Source organism: Pantoea osteomyelitidis, assembly GCF_044342975.1.
Lineage (GTDB): Bacteria > Pseudomonadota > Gammaproteobacteria > Enterobacterales > Enterobacteriaceae > Pantoea > Pantoea osteomyelitidis.
The window spans coordinates 333,825-352,341 of record NZ_JBGFSN010000003.1; the positions used below are offsets into that span (position 1 = coordinate 333,825).

General features: G+C 55.2%; 16 protein-coding genes and 1 other annotated feature. Of the genes, 11 read left to right on the top strand and 5 right to left on the bottom strand.

Features of this window, described 5'->3' with window-relative positions; genetic code table 11:
• Nucleotides 1-31 precede the first annotated feature (31 nt).
• Entirely contained in the window at nt 32-352 is a 321-nt protein-coding gene (trpR, locus tag ABU178_RS03850) for a trp operon repressor (RefSeq protein ID WP_397212151.1), read from the top strand.
• Here trpR and yjjX read toward each other — a convergent pair whose 3' ends face one another.
• Nucleotides 353-877 carry an inosine/xanthosine triphosphatase gene (gene yjjX / locus ABU178_RS03855; RefSeq protein ID WP_397212153.1) on the bottom strand — a complete coding sequence of 175 codons (525 nt, stop codon included), beginning with the start codon at nt 875-877 and terminating at the stop codon, nt 353-355.
• A gap of 63 nt (nt 878-940) precedes the next feature.
• Between yjjX and gpmB the strand changes: the two genes are divergently transcribed.
• Entirely contained in the window at nt 941-1,588 is a 648-nt protein-coding gene (gene gpmB / locus ABU178_RS03860) for a 2,3-diphosphoglycerate-dependent phosphoglycerate mutase GpmB (protein ID WP_397212155.1), read from the top strand.
• A gap of 32 nt (nt 1,589-1,620) precedes the next feature.
• Here the strand turns inward: gpmB and robA are convergent, their stop codons facing one another.
• Nucleotides 1,621-2,502, bottom strand: coding sequence for an MDR efflux pump AcrAB transcriptional activator RobA (robA, locus tag ABU178_RS03865; protein ID WP_397212157.1), 882 nt, complete (start codon nt 2,500-2,502; stop codon nt 1,621-1,623).
• 198 nt (nt 2,503-2,700) lie between these two features.
• On the opposite strand from robA, the gene creA reads away from it, so the two are divergent.
• Entirely contained in the window at nt 2,701-3,174 is a 474-nt protein-coding gene (gene creA, locus ABU178_RS03870; RefSeq protein WP_397212159.1) for a protein CreA, read from the top strand.
• A gap of 46 nt (nt 3,175-3,220) precedes the next feature.
• Here the strand turns inward: creA and arcA are convergent, their stop codons facing one another.
• Nucleotides 3,221-3,937, bottom strand: coding sequence for a two-component system response regulator ArcA (gene arcA, locus ABU178_RS03875; RefSeq protein ID WP_397212161.1), 717 nt, complete (start codon nt 3,935-3,937; stop codon nt 3,221-3,223).
• A 610-nt stretch (nt 3,938-4,547) separates the two neighbouring features.
• Here arcA and ABU178_RS03880 point away from each other — a divergent pair.
• Nucleotides 4,548-5,252 (top strand): tRNA/rRNA methyltransferase, encoded by a 705-nt coding sequence (locus tag ABU178_RS03880; RefSeq protein WP_397212163.1) that lies wholly within the window; start codon nt 4,548-4,550, stop codon nt 5,250-5,252.
• A gap of 118 nt (nt 5,253-5,370) precedes the next feature.
• Here ABU178_RS03880 and ABU178_RS20345 read toward each other — a convergent pair whose 3' ends face one another.
• Nucleotides 5,371-5,589 carry a hypothetical protein gene (locus ABU178_RS20345; RefSeq protein ID WP_449590152.1) on the bottom strand — a complete coding sequence of 73 codons (219 nt, stop codon included), beginning with the start codon at nt 5,587-5,589 and terminating at the stop codon, nt 5,371-5,373.
• Nucleotides 5,441-5,561, top strand: a sequence feature (Thr leader region). (Overlaps the previous gene by 121 nt.)
• Between ABU178_RS20345 and thrA the strand changes: the two genes are divergently transcribed.
• The 3 genes from thrA to thrC are packed head-to-tail and all read left to right on the top strand — an operon-like array spanning nt 5,588 to nt 10,275.
• A complete protein-coding gene (thrA, locus tag ABU178_RS03890; protein WP_397212165.1) occupies nt 5,588-8,050 on the top strand; it encodes a bifunctional aspartate kinase/homoserine dehydrogenase I in 2,463 nt (820 codons plus the stop codon). The two genes, ABU178_RS20345 and thrA, sit on opposite strands and share 2 nt — an antisense overlap.
• Nucleotides 8,051-8,055: 5 nt before the next feature.
• On the top strand, nt 8,056-8,985 hold the full coding sequence (gene thrB / locus ABU178_RS03895) for a homoserine kinase (RefSeq protein WP_397212166.1): 930 nt from the start codon (nt 8,056-8,058) through the stop codon (nt 8,983-8,985).
• Nucleotides 8,986-8,988: 3 nt separating this feature from the next.
• Nucleotides 8,989-10,275, top strand: a complete 1,287-nt coding sequence (thrC, locus tag ABU178_RS03900; RefSeq protein ID WP_397212167.1) for a threonine synthase — start codon at nt 8,989-8,991, stop codon at nt 10,273-10,275.
• 29 nt (nt 10,276-10,304) lie between these two features.
• Here thrC and yaaA read toward each other — a convergent pair whose 3' ends face one another.
• A complete protein-coding gene (gene yaaA, locus ABU178_RS03905; protein ID WP_397212169.1) occupies nt 10,305-11,081 on the bottom strand; it encodes a peroxide stress protein YaaA in 777 nt (258 codons plus the stop codon).
• Between the two features lie 484 nt (nt 11,082-11,565).
• Between yaaA and ABU178_RS03910 the strand changes: the two genes are divergently transcribed.
• From ABU178_RS03910 to ABU178_RS03925, 4 genes are all read left to right on the top strand, one after another.
• Nucleotides 11,566-15,150 (top strand): inverse autotransporter beta domain-containing protein, encoded by a 3,585-nt coding sequence (locus tag ABU178_RS03910; protein ID WP_397212171.1) that lies wholly within the window; start codon nt 11,566-11,568, stop codon nt 15,148-15,150.
• A gap of 135 nt (nt 15,151-15,285) precedes the next feature.
• A complete protein-coding gene (tal, locus tag ABU178_RS03915; RefSeq protein ID WP_397212172.1) occupies nt 15,286-16,239 on the top strand; it encodes a transaldolase in 954 nt (317 codons plus the stop codon).
• A gap of 124 nt (nt 16,240-16,363) precedes the next feature.
• On the top strand, nt 16,364-16,951 hold the full coding sequence (mog, locus tag ABU178_RS03920; protein ID WP_397212173.1) for a molybdopterin adenylyltransferase: 588 nt from the start codon (nt 16,364-16,366) through the stop codon (nt 16,949-16,951).
• A 114-nt stretch (nt 16,952-17,065) separates the two neighbouring features.
• Nucleotides 17,066-18,367: an MFS transporter gene (locus ABU178_RS03925; protein ID WP_397212174.1), complete on the top strand. Its 1,302-nt coding sequence runs from the start codon at nt 17,066-17,068 to the stop codon at nt 18,365-18,367.
• Nucleotides 18,368-18,517: the final 150 nt, after the last annotated feature.

Here is an 18,517-nt window from a genome sequence, read left to right on the forward strand (position 1 = left end):
CCGTACTCGCTAATGAGTACGGAAGCCCGCCATGACCCAACCTCTCGCTATCTCCACTGAAAACCCGCAGCCTGAAGCGCGCTGGCAGCGCTTTGTCGAGCTGATGCAGCACGCTTTTGCCGATGGGCACGCGCTGCCGTTGATGCAGCTGATGATGACGCCCGATGAACGCGAAGCCTTTGGCACGCGGCTGCGCATCATTGAGGCGCTGATGAGCGGCGAGATGAGTCAGCGCGAACTGAAAAATGAGCTGGGCGTGGGCATCGCCACTATTACGCGCGGTTCGAACAGTCTGAAAGAGGCGCCTCCCGAGCTGAAACGCTGGCTCGAAGCGCACCTTGGGCTGGCCTGATTATTCTGTTTGCTGATAGAGCGGATGCGTGAACGGGCAGAGCGCGAGGATCAGCGCCTGATGATAAACGCTGGAACGGGTCAGCAGGCCGTGAGTCAGGGCGCCAATCGCGCCGCCTTTTTGTTTGATGTTCTCCACACCGGTCAGGCGCGCCATCTCATCACCCAGCTCGGCACCAGCCTGTAATTTTTCCAGCACAATGCCCGGCAGCGTAAAGCTGGCGGAGCGAGACTCGCCGCGCTGCTTATGATTTTCGATAACCATCCAGGCGAACGCGTGGTCATCTTCAATGCCTGCTTCAATGGCAACCCAAAAGTCCGCTTCCGGGCGCACCTGACGGGCATTCATAATGCGCTGACGTGCGCCGGTGCGCGTTTCCAGGGTGGTTAAAGGTTGCGCCGACACGCCGCTCTCAACCTCAACCCCCTCAACATGGCAGGATCCTTCGCCGAAAACGTCGTTAAATGCCTGCGCAATGGCGGCAATCTTCGCCGGATTGATGGTGGCTGCGACAACATAGTGCATAATAAGGTTGTTCCCTTTAATCATTCTCAAGGCAAATTTGTCGCAGTATAACGGAAATCAAACATGCTACAGGTCTATCTTGTTCGTCACGGTGAAACGGTATGGAATGCGGCCCGACGCATTCAGGGGCAGTCCGACAGTCCGCTGACGGAAAAAGGTGAGCAGCAGGCCCATCAGGTGGGCGAGCGCGTAAAGTCATTGGGCATTACGCATGTGATCGCCAGCGATCTGGGCAGAACAACACGTACGGCGGAGATTATCGCCGACGCCTGCGGCTGTACGGTGACGCTTGATGCGCGTCTGCGCGAGCTGAATATGGGCGTGCTGGAGCAGCGTCCCCTTGACGGCCTGACGGCGGAAGAGGAAGGCTGGCGGCAAACGCTGGTCAACGGCACGGAAAATGGCCGTATCCCCGACGGAGAGTCGATGGCAGAGATGGCGGCGCGTATGCATGAGGCGCTGAACGCCTGTCTGAACCTGCCTGCGGGCAGCCGACCGCTGTTGGTGAGTCACGGCATGGCCCTCGGCGTGCTGGTGAGCACTATTCTCGGTCTGCCAGCGCACGCGGAACGTCGTCTGCGTCTGCGTAACTGCTCCATCTCACGCCTGGATCACCAGCAAAGCGCCTGGCTGGCGAAGGGCTGGGTGGTGGAAACCGCAGGTGACGTGTCGCATCTCGACGCGCCTGCGCTCGACGAACTGCAACGCTGAAAAAATGCCGTCGCGAAGACGGCATTTTTGTTTCAGATGGCGCTTTGGCGGCGAATCGGAATCAGATATTCGCAGCGCACCTCTTTGGGCGGCTCGGGGCGCTTTTTGCCGCCGTGGGTGTAAAAGCGTTCAATATCCTGGCCCTGACGGCGTGTCAGCTCCATCATCGGCATACAGGTGCCGTAGACCAGCAGAATAAATTCCTGTAGCTCGTTGCGCGGGCCGGTATAGGTGAACTGCACATAGTCGCCCGCTTCCAGAATCACGCTCTGACCGGAGTGCATGTTTTTCGCCATCGGGTCGGCAGGCACGGCGGTGGTGTAGAGGATCTCCTGCTCGTCATCCTTCTCATGGCTGGCGCGCGCCTGATGCAGACCATAAAGCACCGGCGGCACGGTATCGGTCTCCAGCAAGAACTGCTTCCAGAAATGGGTACGCATTTCGTCACGGTAGCGGGAGATCTGCTCCAGCGTACAGGTATAGTTCTGCGTTTGCCCCACCAGCACCGTTTCCGGCAAGGTGACAAAGGTTGGCTCAGGCAGATACCCATCGCCGAGGCGAATCGGCGGACGAATGCCAAACGAATTCCAGTCCGACGCACGGCGATACCAGGCGGGCGTTTGATTGAACTGCTTCTTAAAAGCACGGGTAAAGGTTTGCTGCGAGTCAAAGCGATATTGCAGGGCGATATCCAGAATCGGCCTGCTGGTCAGACGCAGCGCCACGGCCGCTTTCGACAGACGTCGGGCGCGAATGTAAGCGCCAATAGCATGACCGGTAACGTCTTTGAACATCCTTTGCAGGTGCCATTTAGAGTAACCGGCTTTCAGGGCAACGTTATCCAGCGAAAGGGGCTGATCCAGATGGCTCTCCAGCCAGACAAGCAAATCGCGGATGATACCGGCTTGGTCCATAAAACTTCCTCTTAACACTTTGATGGCGCAGCTAAACGAAGTTGCCGAATAATAGCACTACATGCACCAAAGAGATGGGCGGTTTTGTTTGTTTGAATGTGCTATATCAATGCGGATAAAAACCCGTTAGGGTTAGGCCAACAGTGACTGTTGACAGTACATTACAATCTCATCTATTCCGTTTGCAATGGTAACTCCATGACAATATTCCGTCCTTTGTTTATCCTGCTGGCCATTTTGACCCTCTCCGGCGCGCTGCATGCTGAAGAAATAGGCTCGGTAGACACGGTGTTCAAGATATTTGGCCCCGACCATAAAATCGTGGTTGAAGCCTTCGACGACCCCGACGTAAAAAATGTAACCTGTTATATCAGCCGGGCGAAAACGGGCGGCATCAAAGGCGGCTTAGGCCTGGCGGAAGATACGTCCGACGCCGCTATCTCCTGCCAGCAGGTTGGGCCGGTAGAACTCAGCGAAAAGATTGCTCAGGGCAAAGCACAGGGCGAAGTGGTGTTTCAGAAACGTACCTCGCTGGTGTTTAAGAAGCTGCAGGTTGTACGCTTCTTTGACAAAAAGCGCAATGCGCTGGTCTATCTGAGCTATTCCGACAAGGTGGTAGAGGGATCGCCGAAAAACGCGCTGAGCGCCGTGCCGATAATGCCCTGGCACTGACGGCACAGATGAAAAAAACGCCCGAAGGGGCGTTTTTTCTGGATGCTTAATCCTGCAGGTCGCCGCAGAAGCGATAGCCTTCGCCATGGATGGTCGCGATGATTTCCGGCGTATCCGGCGTGGATTCGAAATGTTTACGAATACGGCGGATAGTGACGTCAACCGTGCGATCGTGCGGCTTCAATTCGCGGCCAGTCATCTTTTTCAGCAGGTCTGCGCGGGTCTGGATTTTTCCCGGGTTTTCGCAGAAATGCAGCATGGCGCGGAATTCGCTGCGCGGCAGCTTGTACTGATCGCCGTTCGGGCTGACCAGCGAGCGGCTGTTGATGTCCAGCTCCCAGCCGTTGAAGCGGTAGCACTCAACCTGCTTACGCTCTTCATTCGGCATCGCCAGATTCATGGTGCGCGACAGCAAGTTGCGTGCACGAATGGTCAGCTCGCGGGGGTTGAACGGTTTGGTGATGTAATCATCCGCACCGATTTCCAGACCCAGGATCTTATCCACTTCGTTATCACGCCCGGTAAGAAACATCAGCGCCACGTTGGCTTGTTCACGCAGTTCACGCGCCAGTAACAGGCCATTTTTACCAGGCAGGTTAATATCCATAATCACCAGATTGACGTCATTGTCAGTCAGCACCTGATGCATCTCGGCACCGTCGGTCGCTTCATAAACCACATAACCTTCAGCCTCAAAAATACTTTTAAGGGTGTTACGCGTGACCAGTTCGTCTTCAACGATAAGAATGTGCGGGGTCTGCATGTTTCGCTACCTAAAATTTGCCAACAAATCGAAAACAGGGCGTACAGCGGTTGAGCTCTTTTTCAGCAGGGCGGCTTGCCGCTCGCAACCAGTGCACGAAATTATGTTATTGATACACTATCCATCAACGTCAACTACCGTGCGATCTCAGCCAGTCAGGATGAATTCTGTATGCCCCGGGTATGTTCGGAATGGCGCTTATCCTAACCGCATTAACAGCCGCCTAACAGCGCCAACTACAACCGATAAGCATAAAAACAACGCTTCGTTGACTTATATCAATTGCAATTGTAGCACGTTAACACTTTGGTGAAAAACTTCTCATAGAAGGCCAGCTTAGCTCACAAAATGCAGCGTTTTCGCGACATTTAAATAACAATAACGGCAAAATAAAAGCTGAAGGGTGTTTTTTGTAATCGATTGAAAAACATGCATTTAAATGCAGAGTTTGATCTAAAGCCACACTTAATCAAAACCATTGAGTGGAATAAGCCATTTCGCAACTTCTTATTACTAAAACGTGTAAGGTCTCCCCGGCAACCTGCTCTGTCTTTTCCCGACAACCCATGCCAACATAGCGCGCGTCAGGTATTTAACCCTTGGAAGAAGCATGCATTTCCCTCTTATTCTTGTCTCGCCTGCCCGGCCAGAAAATATCGGCGCCGCCGCGCGCGCCATGAAAACCATGGGATTCAGCGAATTGCGTATTGTCGCCAGCGACGCCTGGCGCGATCCGGCTGCGCGTCGCGTGGCGCACGGGGCCGGTGAGATCCTTGATCATGTTCGCACCTATGAAACCCTCGCCGCGGCGCTGGCGGATATCAATTTTTCCATTGCCAGCACGGCGCGCAGTCGGGCGAAGTTTCGTTACTACGCCACGCCGCAGCAGGTCGAAACCATTCTGCAGGAGAAACGCCAGTGGGTGAACAGCCTGGCGCTGGTGTTTGGCCGTGAAGATAGCGGGCTGACCAATGAAGAACTGGCTCAGGTGGATCTGCTGACCGGCATCCCGATGGCGCAGGATTATCCGTCGCTGAATCTGGGGCAGGCGGTAATGGTCTATTGCTACCAGCTGGCTTCACTCAATCAGGTCGCGGCGGCGACGGCAGAGCAGGCGGACGGGCAGCAGCTTCAGGCTTTGCGCCTGCGCTTCCGTCAGCTGCTGACGCATCTGGAGGTCAGCGATGATGAGAAAATGGCGGACTGGCTGGATCAGCGCATCGGCCTGCTTGAACAGCGCGACAGCGCAATGCTGCATCGCCTGCTGCACGACATAGAAAAAAAACTTATAGATAAATATCCGGTGCAAAAGTAGCGATGCGGAGCCTTATCTGGCAAAGCAAACAAAGTGCAATGGATTCGTGCTGAAACGGGCCAGCGCAGCGCAGCAGTGCGCAGCGGCCAGAAAGCGCGCTTCAGACAAATTCGTTGACTTAACATGCGCTTTGCTTTAATTCTTTCAGGTAGAGAAACAAACACAGACAGAACAGATCGCAATGCGTAAACTCAGCCAGAACATCACCATTATTACCACCATCACCATTACCACAGGTAACGGTGCGGGCTGACGCATACAGGAAAAAATAAAAAAAGCCCGCACCTAACCAGTGCGGGCTTTTTTTTCGGCTTAAATTCAGGAGAGCTTCAAACATGCGAGTGCTGAAATTCGGCGGGACCTCGGTAGCCAATGCGGAACGCTTTATGCGCGTCGCCGACATACTGGAAAGCAATGCGCAGCAGGGACAGGTCGCGACCGTGCTCTCTGCACCCGCAAAAATTACCAATCATCTGGTGGCGATGATCGAAAAGACCATCAGCGGCCAGGATGCGATGCCGAATATCAGTGACGCCGAGCGCATTTTTGCCGGGCTGCTGCAAGGACTGGCCGATGTCCAGCCGGGATTTGAATTCGATCGCCTTAAAACGCTGGTGGATCTGGAATTTGCCCAGCTGAAGCAGGTGCTGCACGGCATCAGCCTGTTAGGTCAGTGCCCGGACAGCGTCAATGCGGCGATTATCTGTCGCGGCGAAAAGCTCTCTATCGCCATTATGGAAGCATTGCTGCAGGCGCGCGGCCACGCCGTCACGGTGATCGATCCGGTGGAAAAGCTGCTGGCCGTGGGTCACTATCTGGAATCCACCGTGGATATCACTGAGTCGACGCGCCGCATCGCAGCCAGCCAGATCCCGCCGCAAAACATGATTTTGATGGCGGGCTTTACCGCCGGTAACGAGCGCGGCGAGCTGGTAGTGCTGGGCCGCAACGGCTCTGACTATTCCGCCGCAGTGCTGGCCGCCTGTCTGCGCGCCGACTGCTGCGAGATCTGGACCGACGTTGACGGCGTCTATACCTGCGATCCGCGCCAGGTGCCCGATGCGCGTCTGCTGAAGTCGATGTCCTATCAGGAAGCGATGGAGCTTTCCTACTTTGGCGCCAAGGTGCTTCATCCGCGTACCATCGCACCCATCGCCCAATTCCAGATCCCCTGCCTGATCAAAAATACCGACAATCCTCAGGCTCCCGGCACGCTGATCGGCGGCGAGGTGGAGCATGATGAAAACCCGGTGAAAGGCATCACCAACCTGAACAGTATGGCGATGTTCAACGTCTCCGGACCGGGGATGAAAGGCATGGTGGGCATGGCGGCGCGCGTTTTTGCCGCGATGTCGCGCACAGGGATTTCTGTGGTGCTGATTACCCAATCCTCCTCTGAATACAGCATCAGCTTCTGCGTGCCGCAGAATGAACAGGCGCGCGCGCGTCGCGTGCTGGAAGAGGAGTTCTACCTGGAGCTGAAAGATGGCCTGCTCGATCCGCTCGATGTGATTGAGAAGCTGGCGGTGATTTCGGTAGTCGGCGACGGCATGCGCACGCTGCGCGGCATCTCGGCCCGCTTCTTCTCCGCGCTGGCGCGCGCCAATATCAATATTATCGCCATCGCGCAGGGATCGTCAGAACGTTCTATCTCCGTGGTGGTGAGCAACGACGACGTGACCACTGGCGTGCGTGTGGTGCATCAGATGCTGTTTGCCACCGACCAGGTGATTGAAGTGTTTGTGGTCGGGGTAGGCGGCGTGGGCGGCGCGCTGTTGGATCAGCTGCATCGTCAGCAAGCGTGGCTGAAGCAGAAGCATATCGATCTGCGCGTCTGCGGCATCGCCAATTCCCGTGCGCTGCTGACGAATGTGCACGGCATCGACCTGACCAACTGGAAAGCCTCTCTGAGCGAGGCGAAAGAGCCGTTTAATCTGGGCCGCCTGATTCGCCTGGTGAAAGAGTATCATCTGCTTAATCCAGTGATCGTTGACTGTACCTCCAGCCAGGCAGTCGCCGATCAGTATGCCGATTTTCTTGCTGACGGCTTCCATGTGGTTACGCCGAACAAAAAAGCCAACACTTCGTCGTGGAACTATTACCAGCAGATGCGCGCCGCAGCGGCAAAATCGCGTCGTAAATTCCTGTATGACACCAACGTGGGCGCCGGTCTGCCGGTGATCGAAAACCTGCAAAACCTGCTGAACGCCGGCGATGAGCTGATCAAATTCTCCGGTATCCTCTCCGGCTCGCTCTCCTTTATTTTCGGCAAGCTGGACGAAGGGGTATCGCTCTCCGAGGCGACCCGCATGGCGCGCGAAATCGGCTTTACCGAACCCGATCCGCGTGACGATCTCTCCGGGATGGACGTGGCGCGCAAGCTGTTGATCCTGGCGCGCGAGGCGGGACATCAGCTGGAGCTGAGCGATATTGAGATCGAGCCGCTGCTGCCTGCCAGCCTGAATGAGATCGCGGATGTGGAACTCTTTATGCAGCGCTTGCCGGAGCTGGACGACGACTTCGCCGCGCGCGTTGCCAAAGCGCGTGATCAGGGTAAAGTATTACGCTTTGTCGGCGCCATCGAAGAGGGCGGGGTGTGTAAAGTGAAGATCGACGCGGTGGACGGCAACGATCCGCTGTTTAAGGTGAAAAACGGCGAAAACGCCCTGGCGTTCTATAGCCGTTACTATCAGCCGATCCCGCTGGTATTGCGCGGTTACGGCGCTGGTAATGATGTGACTGCGGCGGGCGTGTTCGCCGATCTGCTGCGTACCCTGTCGTGGAAGTTGGGAGTTTAATAGCAATGGTAAAAATTTATGCACCGGCCTCGATAGGTAACGTCAGCGTCGGCTTTGATGTGCTGGGCGCGGCGGTTTCGCCGGTGGATGGCACCCTGTTAGGCGACTGCGTTTCGGTTGAAGCCGCAGAGACCTTTTCGCTCAAAAACAGCGGGCGCTTCGTCAGCAAACTCCCGAGCAATCCACAGGAAAATATCGTTTATCAATGCTGGGCGCGTTTCTGCGAGGCGATTGGCAAAACCGTGCCGGTTGCCATGACGCTGGAAAAAAATATGCCGATCGGTTCCGGTCTTGGCTCCAGCGCCTGTTCGGTGGTCGCCGGGCTGATGGCGATGAATGAATATTGCGGCAAGCCGCTGAACGACACCGAGCTGTTGACGCTGATGGGCGAGCTGGAAGGACGTATCTCCGGCAGTGTGCATTACGACAACGTCGCGCCTTGCTTCCTCGGCGGTCTGCAGCTGATGCTGGAAGAGAACGGGATTATCAGCCAGGCGGTTCCTGCCTTTGACGACTGGCTGTGGGTGATGGCCTATCCGGGCATCAAGGTCTCTACCGCCGAAGCGCGCGCCATTCTGCCGGCGCAGTACCGCAAAGAGGATTGCATCAAGCATGGCCGCCTGCTGTCGGGCTTTATTCACGCCTGCCACACGCGCCAGCCGCTGCTGGCGGCGAAGCTGATGCAGGATGTGATCGCCGAGCCTTACCGCACCAAACTGCTGCCGGGCTTCGCTGCGGCGCGTCAGGCCGCGCAGGATATCGGCGCGCTGGCGTGCGGTATTTCTGGCTCTGGCCCCACGCTTTTCGCCGTTTGCAATCAGATGGAAACGGCACAGCGGATGGCGGACTGGCTCAGCCAGCACTATCTGCAAAATGATGAAGGCTTCGTCCATATCTGCCGTCTTGATACGGCTGGCGCACGTAAACTGGGATAACGCATGAAACTTTACAACCTTAAGGATCATAACGAGCAGGTCAGCTTTGCCCAGGCGGTAAAGCAGGGATTGGGTTCACAGCAAGGGCTGTTTTTCCCGCTGGAGCTGCCGGAATTCGAACTGACCGATATCGACGCGATGCTGGAGATGGATTTCGTCACCCGCAGCAGCAAGATCCTTTCTGCTTACGTAGGTGATGAAATTACGCCTCATCAACTGGCGGAGCGGGTAAAAACCGCCTTTACCTTTCCGGCGCCGGTAAAAGAGGTGAGCGCGGATGTTGCCTGCCTGGAGCTGTTCCACGGCCCGACGCTGGCCTTCAAGGATTTCGGCGGCCGCTTTATGGCGCAGATGCTCTCCTATGTGTCCGGCGCCGATGAGCAAATTACCATTTTAACCGCTACCTCCGGCGATACCGGCGCAGCGGTGGCCCATGCGTTTTACGGCATGGAAAACGTGCGCGTGGTTATCCTCTATCCGCAGGGCAAAATCAGTCCGCTGCAGGAGAAACTCTTCTGTACGCTGGGCGGCAACATCGAAACCATCGCCATCGACGGCGATTTTGATGCCTGCCAGGCGCTGGTGAAACAGGCGTTTGACGATGAAGAGCTGAAGAAGGCGATTGGCCTGAACTCCGCCAACTCCATCAATATCAGCCGCCTGCTGGCGCAGATCTGCTACTACTTTGAAGCCGTGGCGCAGCTGCCGCAGGAGAAACGCAACCAGCTGGTGGTCTCCGTGCCGAGCGGCAACTTCGGCGATCTCACCGCTGGCCTGCTGGCGAAATCCCTGGGTCTGCCGATCAAGCGCTTTATCGCCGCCACCAACGCCAACGATACCGTGCCGCGTTTCTTGATCAACGGCGCATGGCAGCCGAACGCCACCGTCGCGACGCTGGCCAATGCCATGGATGTCAGCCAGCCGAACAACTGGCCGCGCGTGGAAGAGCTGTTCCGCCGCAAAACCTGGCGCCTGACCGATCTTGCCTACGGCGCCGTGACTGACGACGTTACCAAAACCACCATGCGCGAGCTGGCGGAGATCGGCTATATTTCCGAACCGCATGCGGCTATCGCTTACCGTCTGCTGCGCGATCAGCTACAGGAAGGGGAGTATGGTCTGTTCCTCGGCACCGCGCATCCGGCGAAATTTAAGGAGAGCGTTGAAGCGGTTCTGGAACAGAAGCTGGATCTGCCTGAAGCGCTGGCCGAGCGTGCCGAACTGCCTTTGCTGTCGCACACCATGGCGGCGGAGTTTGCCCCGCTGCGCGCGTTCCTGATGCAGAAATAAAAAACGCCCTCGAAAGAGGGCGTTGAGCTTTACGGCTGTTCGTGACGTTTAAACACCAGCTCGTTTTCGCTGCTGGCCCCCGCGTCATAAAAGTAACCTTCCAGATTGAACTGCTTCAGCTGCTCCGGCTGGCTGAGGCGGTTCTGAATCACGTAGCGACTCATCAATCCGCGCGCTTTTTTCGCATAGAAGCTGATTACTTTGAATTTGCCATTTTTCTCATCAAGGAAGACGGGCTTGAGCAGGCGTCCCTGTAATTTTTTCGGTTTGACTGATTTAAAGTACTCATCCGATGCCAGGTTAATCAGCACGTCATCGCCCTGTTCAGCAAGGGCCGCGTTAAGGGCGTCGGTAATGGTATCTGCCCAGAAAGCGTAGAGATCTTTTCCGGCCGGGTTAGCAAGTTTTATCCCCATCTCCAGACGGTAGGGACGCATCAGATCCAGCGGGCGCAACACGCCATACAGGCCGGAAAGAACACGCAGATGCTGCTGGGCAAACTCGAAATCCTCTTCGCTGAAGCTCTCTGCCTGCATGCCGGTATAAACATCGCCCTTAAACGCCAGAATAGCCTGACGGGCATTATCCGGCGTAAAGGGCAGCTGCCACTCATTAAAGCGTTCGGCATTCAGATGCGCCAGCTTGTCGCTGATCTGCATCAGCGAGGCGATCTGCGCCGGGGAGAGATCGCGCGCCACATCAATTAACTGCTGTGACTTTTCTGCCAGCGCGGGTTGCGTATAGCGCCGGGTGGCCAGCGGGCTTTCATAATCAAGCGTTTTCGCCGGGGAGATAAGCAGTAACATAGCGCCTTTTCCATAACAAAAAATATCGCTTTATTTTAACGCAGCGGCATGAAAAACGCATTACAAATAGTGAACGATAATAACAATCGGTGCGATACCTTTATTGATAATAGTCGCGCCAAAAAACGATTATTAATCACATGCTCCCTGTTTTTTTGAGAAGGTGATATTTTTTTTGTCAGGTTAACAGGAGAATTGTCTCATAAAGAAAGTGGTTCATTAAAAGAATTCAATAATAATAATGAAATATTTTTTTGCGTCTGCTGCTGGTTTTTATACAGTTTAAAGTTTTATTAATGTTTTATTTTTTACTACCTCAAAAGTGGTATTGCCTGATGGCGGCGGAGTATTACAATCCGCGCCAGGAAAGGCTCGTTGTGGAATGTTGATTTAACAACGCGGCAGGTTATTTGATGCCGTGGTGAAATAATATCATCCCGAAGGGCCGCTATTTATTCAGGAAACCAGCGTTTAAGGAATAAGCGTGAGCAAAAAGGAACTTCATTCTTCGCAGAGAAGAAAGCGTGCGTGTTGTCAGAAAAAAGTTATTGGCTGGACAACGATATTTTTACAACTGGTAATCCCGCTTCAGGGAACATTCTCCGCCGTTGCGCACGCTTCATATCAAAATAAAAAAATCATTGTCCCGGAACTGTATGAAAAATATCAGCTGCAACCTGGTGAAACGGCCAGCTCAGTCGCACTGAAATTTCATATTTCCCAGGATGTTCTCGCCACAGCAAATAAAGATCGCTACAGCACAGAACAGCTCCAGCTGCTTTCAGCAGGCGACACTCTGCTGCTGCCAAAAGCACAGCCCTGGTATAAGTCGGCGACAAAAGAGCAGGATAAGCGGCAGCTGGCCGGACAGATAAAATCGTTGGCTTCCGTTGCGGCGCAACCTGATGCTGACAAGGCCGCGATGAATTTTGCCAAATCCGCTGTGTCAGGTGAAGTAAATCGCTCCGTTGAATCCTGGCTGAACCAATATGGTACGGCTCGGGTAGCGTTAAATATGAATGACGCCTCCAGTCTGAATAATAGTTCGGCAGACATGCTGTATCCTTTCTTTGACAGCCCGTCGGCGATGCTGTTTACCCAGGGCGGATTAAGGCGCGGCGACGATCGTACTACCGTCAATATCGGCCTGGGCGCGCGCGTATTTAATCAGGGCTGGATGTACGGCTTTAATACCTTTCTGGATAACGATATCACCGGCAATAACCGCCGTATCGGCATCGGCGGCGAACTGGGTGTCGATTATCTCAAACTTGCCGCCAATAATTATTTTCGCCTGACTAACTGGCATCAGTCGCACGATTTCGCCGATTATGACGAGCGTCCGGCCAACGGCTTCGATCTTCGCGCTGAAGGCTGGCTGCCCATTTATCCACAGCTGGGCGCTACCCTGATGTACGAAAGCTATCGGGGTGATGAGGTCGCCCTGTTTGGCAAGGATAAACGGCAGAAAGATCCCTGGGCGCTGAGTGCAGGACTTAATTATACCCCGGTGCCGTTAATTACCCTGAGCACCGCGCACCGTCAGGGACGTGATGGCGCAAACGACCATCAGATTAATTTGCAGATGAATTATCGCCTCGGTGAATCCTGGGCAAGTCATCTTGACAGCGATCGCGTAAGGCAAAGCCGATCGCTTACGGGCAGTCGTTACGATCTGGTTGAGCGTAATAACACTATTGTGCTTGATTACCGTAAACAGGAACTGGTCAAAGTTTCTCTGCCGTCGCGCCTGAAAGGATTGGCCGTGGAGCCGCTGACCCTGACGGCCAGCACCTGGTCTAAATATGGCGTGAAGCAGATTGTCTGGGATTACGCAGCGCTGGTTGCCGCCGGTGGACAGGTGATAAAAAGTGATAAAGAGAGCCTGACGGTCAAATTGCCTTCTTATCAGTACGGCGCTAATGCGTTGCGGAATCAGTATGCGATTGGCGCGCTTGCGTATGATGTTAAAGGAAATATTTCTAAACGCGCCGAAACCCTGATTGAGGTCATGCCTGGACAGGTTCAGTTTGGCGATGTCACCGTGACCAAAGATAACGCGGTTGCGAATAACAGCGACAGCAATGAAATCGAAGTGATCTTGCAGGACAACGGCGGCCAGCCGCTGGCCGATATCCCGATCGCTTTCACTGTCGATGGCGGAGCGAAACTCTCAGATGCTGCGCTGAAGAGCGATAAGAACGGCAAGGCGACGGTGAAAGTCAGCCATAGCAAAGCGGCCGAGGTGACGGTAACCGTCGTGACGGAAGGCAAAGAGAAAACGGTCAAAACGCATTTTATCGCCGACAAGACCACGGCGCGCTTTGATGCGGAAAACGTGAAGGTGGTAAAAAACGGCGCTTTTGCCGACGGCGGTTCGCCAAATACCCTAAGCGGACAGGTTGTTGACGCCTTTGGCAACCCGGTGCCGAACGTTCAGGTGACAATAGCGGCTGCGGAGGGGGTTCAGCTTAACGGCGCGACGGCCAGTTCGCTGACGCTGACCACCGATGCGCAAGGCAGCTTCACCGTGGATCTCACCAGTAAGAAAGCGGAAAAGTCGAGCGTGAGCGCCGAAGTAAACGGGCAAAAAATCGCGCTGGAGGTCGTTTTCGTCGCCGATAATGGCAGCGCCACTCCGTCGCTGACTGCGCAAACCGATGGCAGCGTGGCGGATGGTAAAACCCCGAACGTCATGCAGGTAAAAGTTGTTGATGTGAATGACAACCCGGTGCCGAATCTGGAGGTGCAGGTAACGGCGGAGCAATACATTACGCTGCAAGGGCAAAAATGGGTGACCGATGCGCAAGGGCTGATCCTGATTAATCTGACCAGCACCAAAGCGCACAGCGGTAAGGTGACGATTGAAGTTAACGGCAAACAGCGTTCGCTGGAAAGCCGCTTTGTAGCAGATACCGCAACGGCAAACATTGCCGATATGCGCCTGGAGAAGGATGGTGCTGTTGCCAATGGCACTGATCGCAATGAAATCAGGTTGCAGGTTGTGGATATCCATAATAACCCGGTGCCCGGCGTCAGCGTGGCGTTGAGCAGCGGCAATGGCGCGACCCTGACGACGCAGTCGCCTGAAACCGATGAAAAAGGCGAGCTGCGGGTGTTGCTGTCCAACACCCGCTCGGGTATCAGCCCGCTGCAGGCACGCCTGAACGGTACGGAGAAACATCTCGATAGCCGCTTTATCAGTGATATGGCGACGGCTCAGGTTGAGCAGGGATCCTTTACGGTGTTACGCGATCGTGCTGAAGCGGGTAAAGAGGCGAATGAGGTCAGCGTTAAAGTGGTGGACGCCCACGGCAATCTCGTTGAAGGGGCGGAAGTCACCTTTGCGGCGACCAACGGCGCTCAGGTCGCTGCGTCCAGCGCGAAAAGCGATGCAAATGGCGTGGTGAAAATGAAGGTGAATAAAGCTGATTATGGCATCAGCCAGCTAACCGCAACGTTGAAAAATTCACTTTCAGGCGAGGTGAAATTTACCGCTGTGAGCACATTAAAGGCTAATGCGCTTGATGGTTCAGCCAGCTACACCTTTACCGATCTGAACGCGGGCCTCCCGACGACCGGAATGGCGGACGCCAGCTTTGATATCGTCATTAACGAGCAGCCGGGCGAAGCAGCGAACTATAGTTGGCAGAGCAACACGTCAGCCGTATCCGTTTCCAGTTCCGGAAGAGTAACGTTAAAGTCGAATCCAGGTCAGTCACCGGTGGTGATCACCATGACGGATAAATTATCAGGCACCGTACTAACCTACAGCTTCTCACTGGTTAAGTGGTTTACTTTGCACAACACCCTGGTGGATTTTGCTGGTGCACAAGGGCTATGCAAGGCGGAAAATGCCGCAATAGCCTCGGTCACTGAAATCTCCTCAGGCCAGGATGTTCGGGGCTCAGGAAGTTTCTTCGGCGAGTGGGGCAACTTTGCATCAAAGTTAGGTGCTGTCAATGGAGGGTTACTCTGGACAGATGACGGATACCACTTGCATCCTGATACGGGATTTCACCATACAAACAACACAGAACCTGAATATTATGTGGCTTGTGTAAAATGAAACCAGCAGGCAGAAGCGGATTCACCGCTTCTGCTTTTCCCCATTTTCCGCACTATGCTGCATCTTCTTCCCACTTCACCTGTGTTATTATCGCTCTTCTCATCATACCCTTAGCGATAAACTGAAGAGACAATCATGACGGACAAACTTACCTCCCTACGCCAGCTGACCACCGTAGTGGCCGATACTGGCGACATCGCAGCAATGAAACTCTATCAGCCGCAGGATGCCACCACGAATCCTTCGCTGATCCTTAACGCCGCACAGATCCCGGAATACCGTAAGCTGATCGACGATGCCATTGTCTGGGCGCGCGATCAGAGCAGCAATAAAGAAGAGCAGATCCAGTACGCCTCGGACAAGCTGGCCGTAAATATCGGTCTGGAAATTCTCAAGCTGATCCCCGGCCGTATCTCTACCGAAGTTGATGCCCGTCTCTCCTACGACACCGAAGGCAGCATTGCCAAAGCGCGTAGCCTGATCAAACTCTATAACGATGCCGGCATCAGCAACGACCGTATCCTGATCAAGCTGGCTTCCACCTGGCAGGGCATTCGCGCCGCTGAGCAGCTGGAAAAAGAAGGCATCAACTGTAACCTGACGCTGCTCTTCTCCTTCGCTCAGGCGCGTGCCTGTGCCGAAGCGGGCGTGTTTCTGATTTCGCCGTTCGTGGGCCGTATCCTCGACTGGTACAAAGCGAACACCGATAAGAAAGAGTATGCCGCCCACGAAGATCCGGGCGTGGTTTCCGTGGCGGAAATCTACAACTACTACAAGCAGCACGGTTATGAAACCGTGGTAATGGGCGCCAGCTTCCGTAACGTCGGCGAAATCCTTGAGCTGGCTGGTTGCGACCGTCTGACTATCTCTCCGTCCCTGCTGAAAGAGCTGGCGGAAAGCGAAGGCAGCGTGGAGCGCAAGCTGAGCTACAGCGGCGAAGTGAAAGCGCGTCCGGCGAAAATGACCGAAGCGGAGTTCCTCTGGCAGCACAACCAGGACCCGATGGCCGTCGATAAGCTGGCGCAGGGCATCCGCAACTTTGCCGTTGACCAGGGCAAACTTGAGAAGATGATTGCCGATCTGCTGTAAGCAGATCGCTAACCGTGGCGGCCAGCGCGGCCACGGTTTTCCTTTTCCGTCGCTTCCTCTTTATATTATCCTCTGGTTATTCCCCCTTATGTGCACCGCATGTCGGTGAATCGTAGCGAATATCATGAATACATTACGCATTGGACTGATCTCCGTCTCAGATCGCGCCAGCAACGGCATTTATCAGGATCAGGGCATTCCGGCCTTACAGAGCTGGCTGAGCCAGGCGCTGACCACGCCTTTTGAAATCGAAACGCGGCTGGTGCCCGATGAGCAGCCGATGATTGAACAGGCGATTTGCGAGCTGGTTGACGAGCTGTTCTGCCATCTGGTATTGACCACCGGCGGAACCGGCCCGGCCCGACGCGACGTGACGCCGGATGCCACGCTGGCCGTGGCCGATCGCGAGATGCCCGGCTTTGGCGAGCAGATGCGCCAGATTAGCCTTAACTTTGTCCCCACCGCGATCCTGTCGCGTCAGGTCGGCGTGATCCGCAAACAGTCTCTGATTCTGAACCTGCCGGGCCAGCCGAAATCGATCAAAGAGACGCTGGAAGGGCTGAAAGACGAAGCGGGCAAGGTTAAGGTGCAGGGTATCTTTGCCAGCGTACCTTATTGTTTACAGCTGCTGGAGGGGCCCTATGTCGAGACTGACCCCGATGTGGTAGCAGCATTTCGGCCTAAAAGCGCACGACGTGAGATAAATAACTAAAAATTCGCTTTTTCAGGCATAAAATTCAGCGGCGCTGGTGGCTTAAAAGATTGACGGTATAGTAAGCATAGCTTTACAACCCTTTCTCTTTTGCCTCTGGAAGCTCGCACAGTTATGGATTCGCTTACTACACGCCACCTTAATCGTCAGGACTACAAAACCCTGGCGCTGGCTGCCCTTGGCGGGGCGCTGGAATTCTACGATTTTATTATTTTCGTCTTTTTTGCCGCTGTGATCGGCCAGCTCTTTTTCCCGCCCGATATTCCTGACTGGCTGCGTCAGCTACAGACCTTCGCCATCTTTGCGGCGGGCTATCTGGCGCGTCCGCTGGGCGGCGTGATCATGGCCCATTTTGGCGATAAGGTCGGACGCAAAAAGATGTTCAGCCTGAGCATTTTGCTGATGGCGCTGCCGACGCTGGCGATAGGCGCTTTGCCCACCTATGCCGTTATCGGTATTGCCGCACCGATCATGATGCTGCTGCTGCGCATGTTGCAGGGAGCCGCGATTGGCGGCGAAGTGCCGGGCGCCTGGGTTTTCGTCGCCGAGCATGTGCCGGAAAAGCGCGTCGGCTTTGCCTGCGGCACGCTCACTGCCGGGCTGACGGCAGGCATTCTGCTGGGATCGCTGGTCGCCACGCTAATCAATACTACCTTATCGCCTGAAACTATCGCCCGCAGCGGCTGGCGCATTCCTTTTTTCCTCGGCGGCATTTTTGGTCTGGTGGCGATGTATCTGCGCCGCTGGCTACATGAAACGCCGGTGTTTCAACAGATGCAGCAGCGCAAGGCGTTAACCGAAAAGCTGCCGCTACAAACCATTCTTCGCAGTCATAAGCGCGGCATCGTGGTTTCCATGCTGATGACCTGGCTGCTCTCCGCCTGCATCGTGGTGGTCATCCTGATGGCACCGACGCTGATGCAGAAGCAGCACGCCATTCCGGCCGCGCTCAGTCTGCAGGCGAACTCGCTGGCGACGGTAATGCTGCTGCTGGGCTGCGTGATTGCCGGCCTGCTGGTGGATCGCATCGGCGCGGCCAGAACGCTGATCGGCGGCTCGCTGTTGCTGGCGCTTTGCAGCTGGAACTTCTTTTATATGCTGGATCGTGCGCCGGGGACGCTGTTCTTCAGCTATGCGCTGGCAGGGCTGAGCGTCGGGGTCGTGGGCGTGGTGCCCTTTATCATGGTCCGTGCCTTTCCGGCTGCGGTGCGCTTTACCGGCATCTCTTTCTCCTACAATGTGGCCTACGCCATTTTTGGCGGTCTGACGCCGATTTTCGTCACGCTGATCCTGCGCGTCACGCCGATGGCACCCGCCTGGTATGTGCTGGCGCTGGCGGTGATCGGGCTGCTGGTGGGCCTCTGGCTGCAAAGCGAAAAGCGCAGCCGCGACGTGCTGAGCGAAGTGAACGTCTGACCGCGGACAACTCTAAGCGCGGGTAGCGCTGCGCTTTTTTCTGAAATTTTTTTTCTTTTAACCCTTGATGCGCTTCGAAGCGGCCCCATTTAGTTGTCATCCAGCGTTGTGAGCCACGAAAAAAAGCGTGCGGCGGCAGTTGAAAGCCAA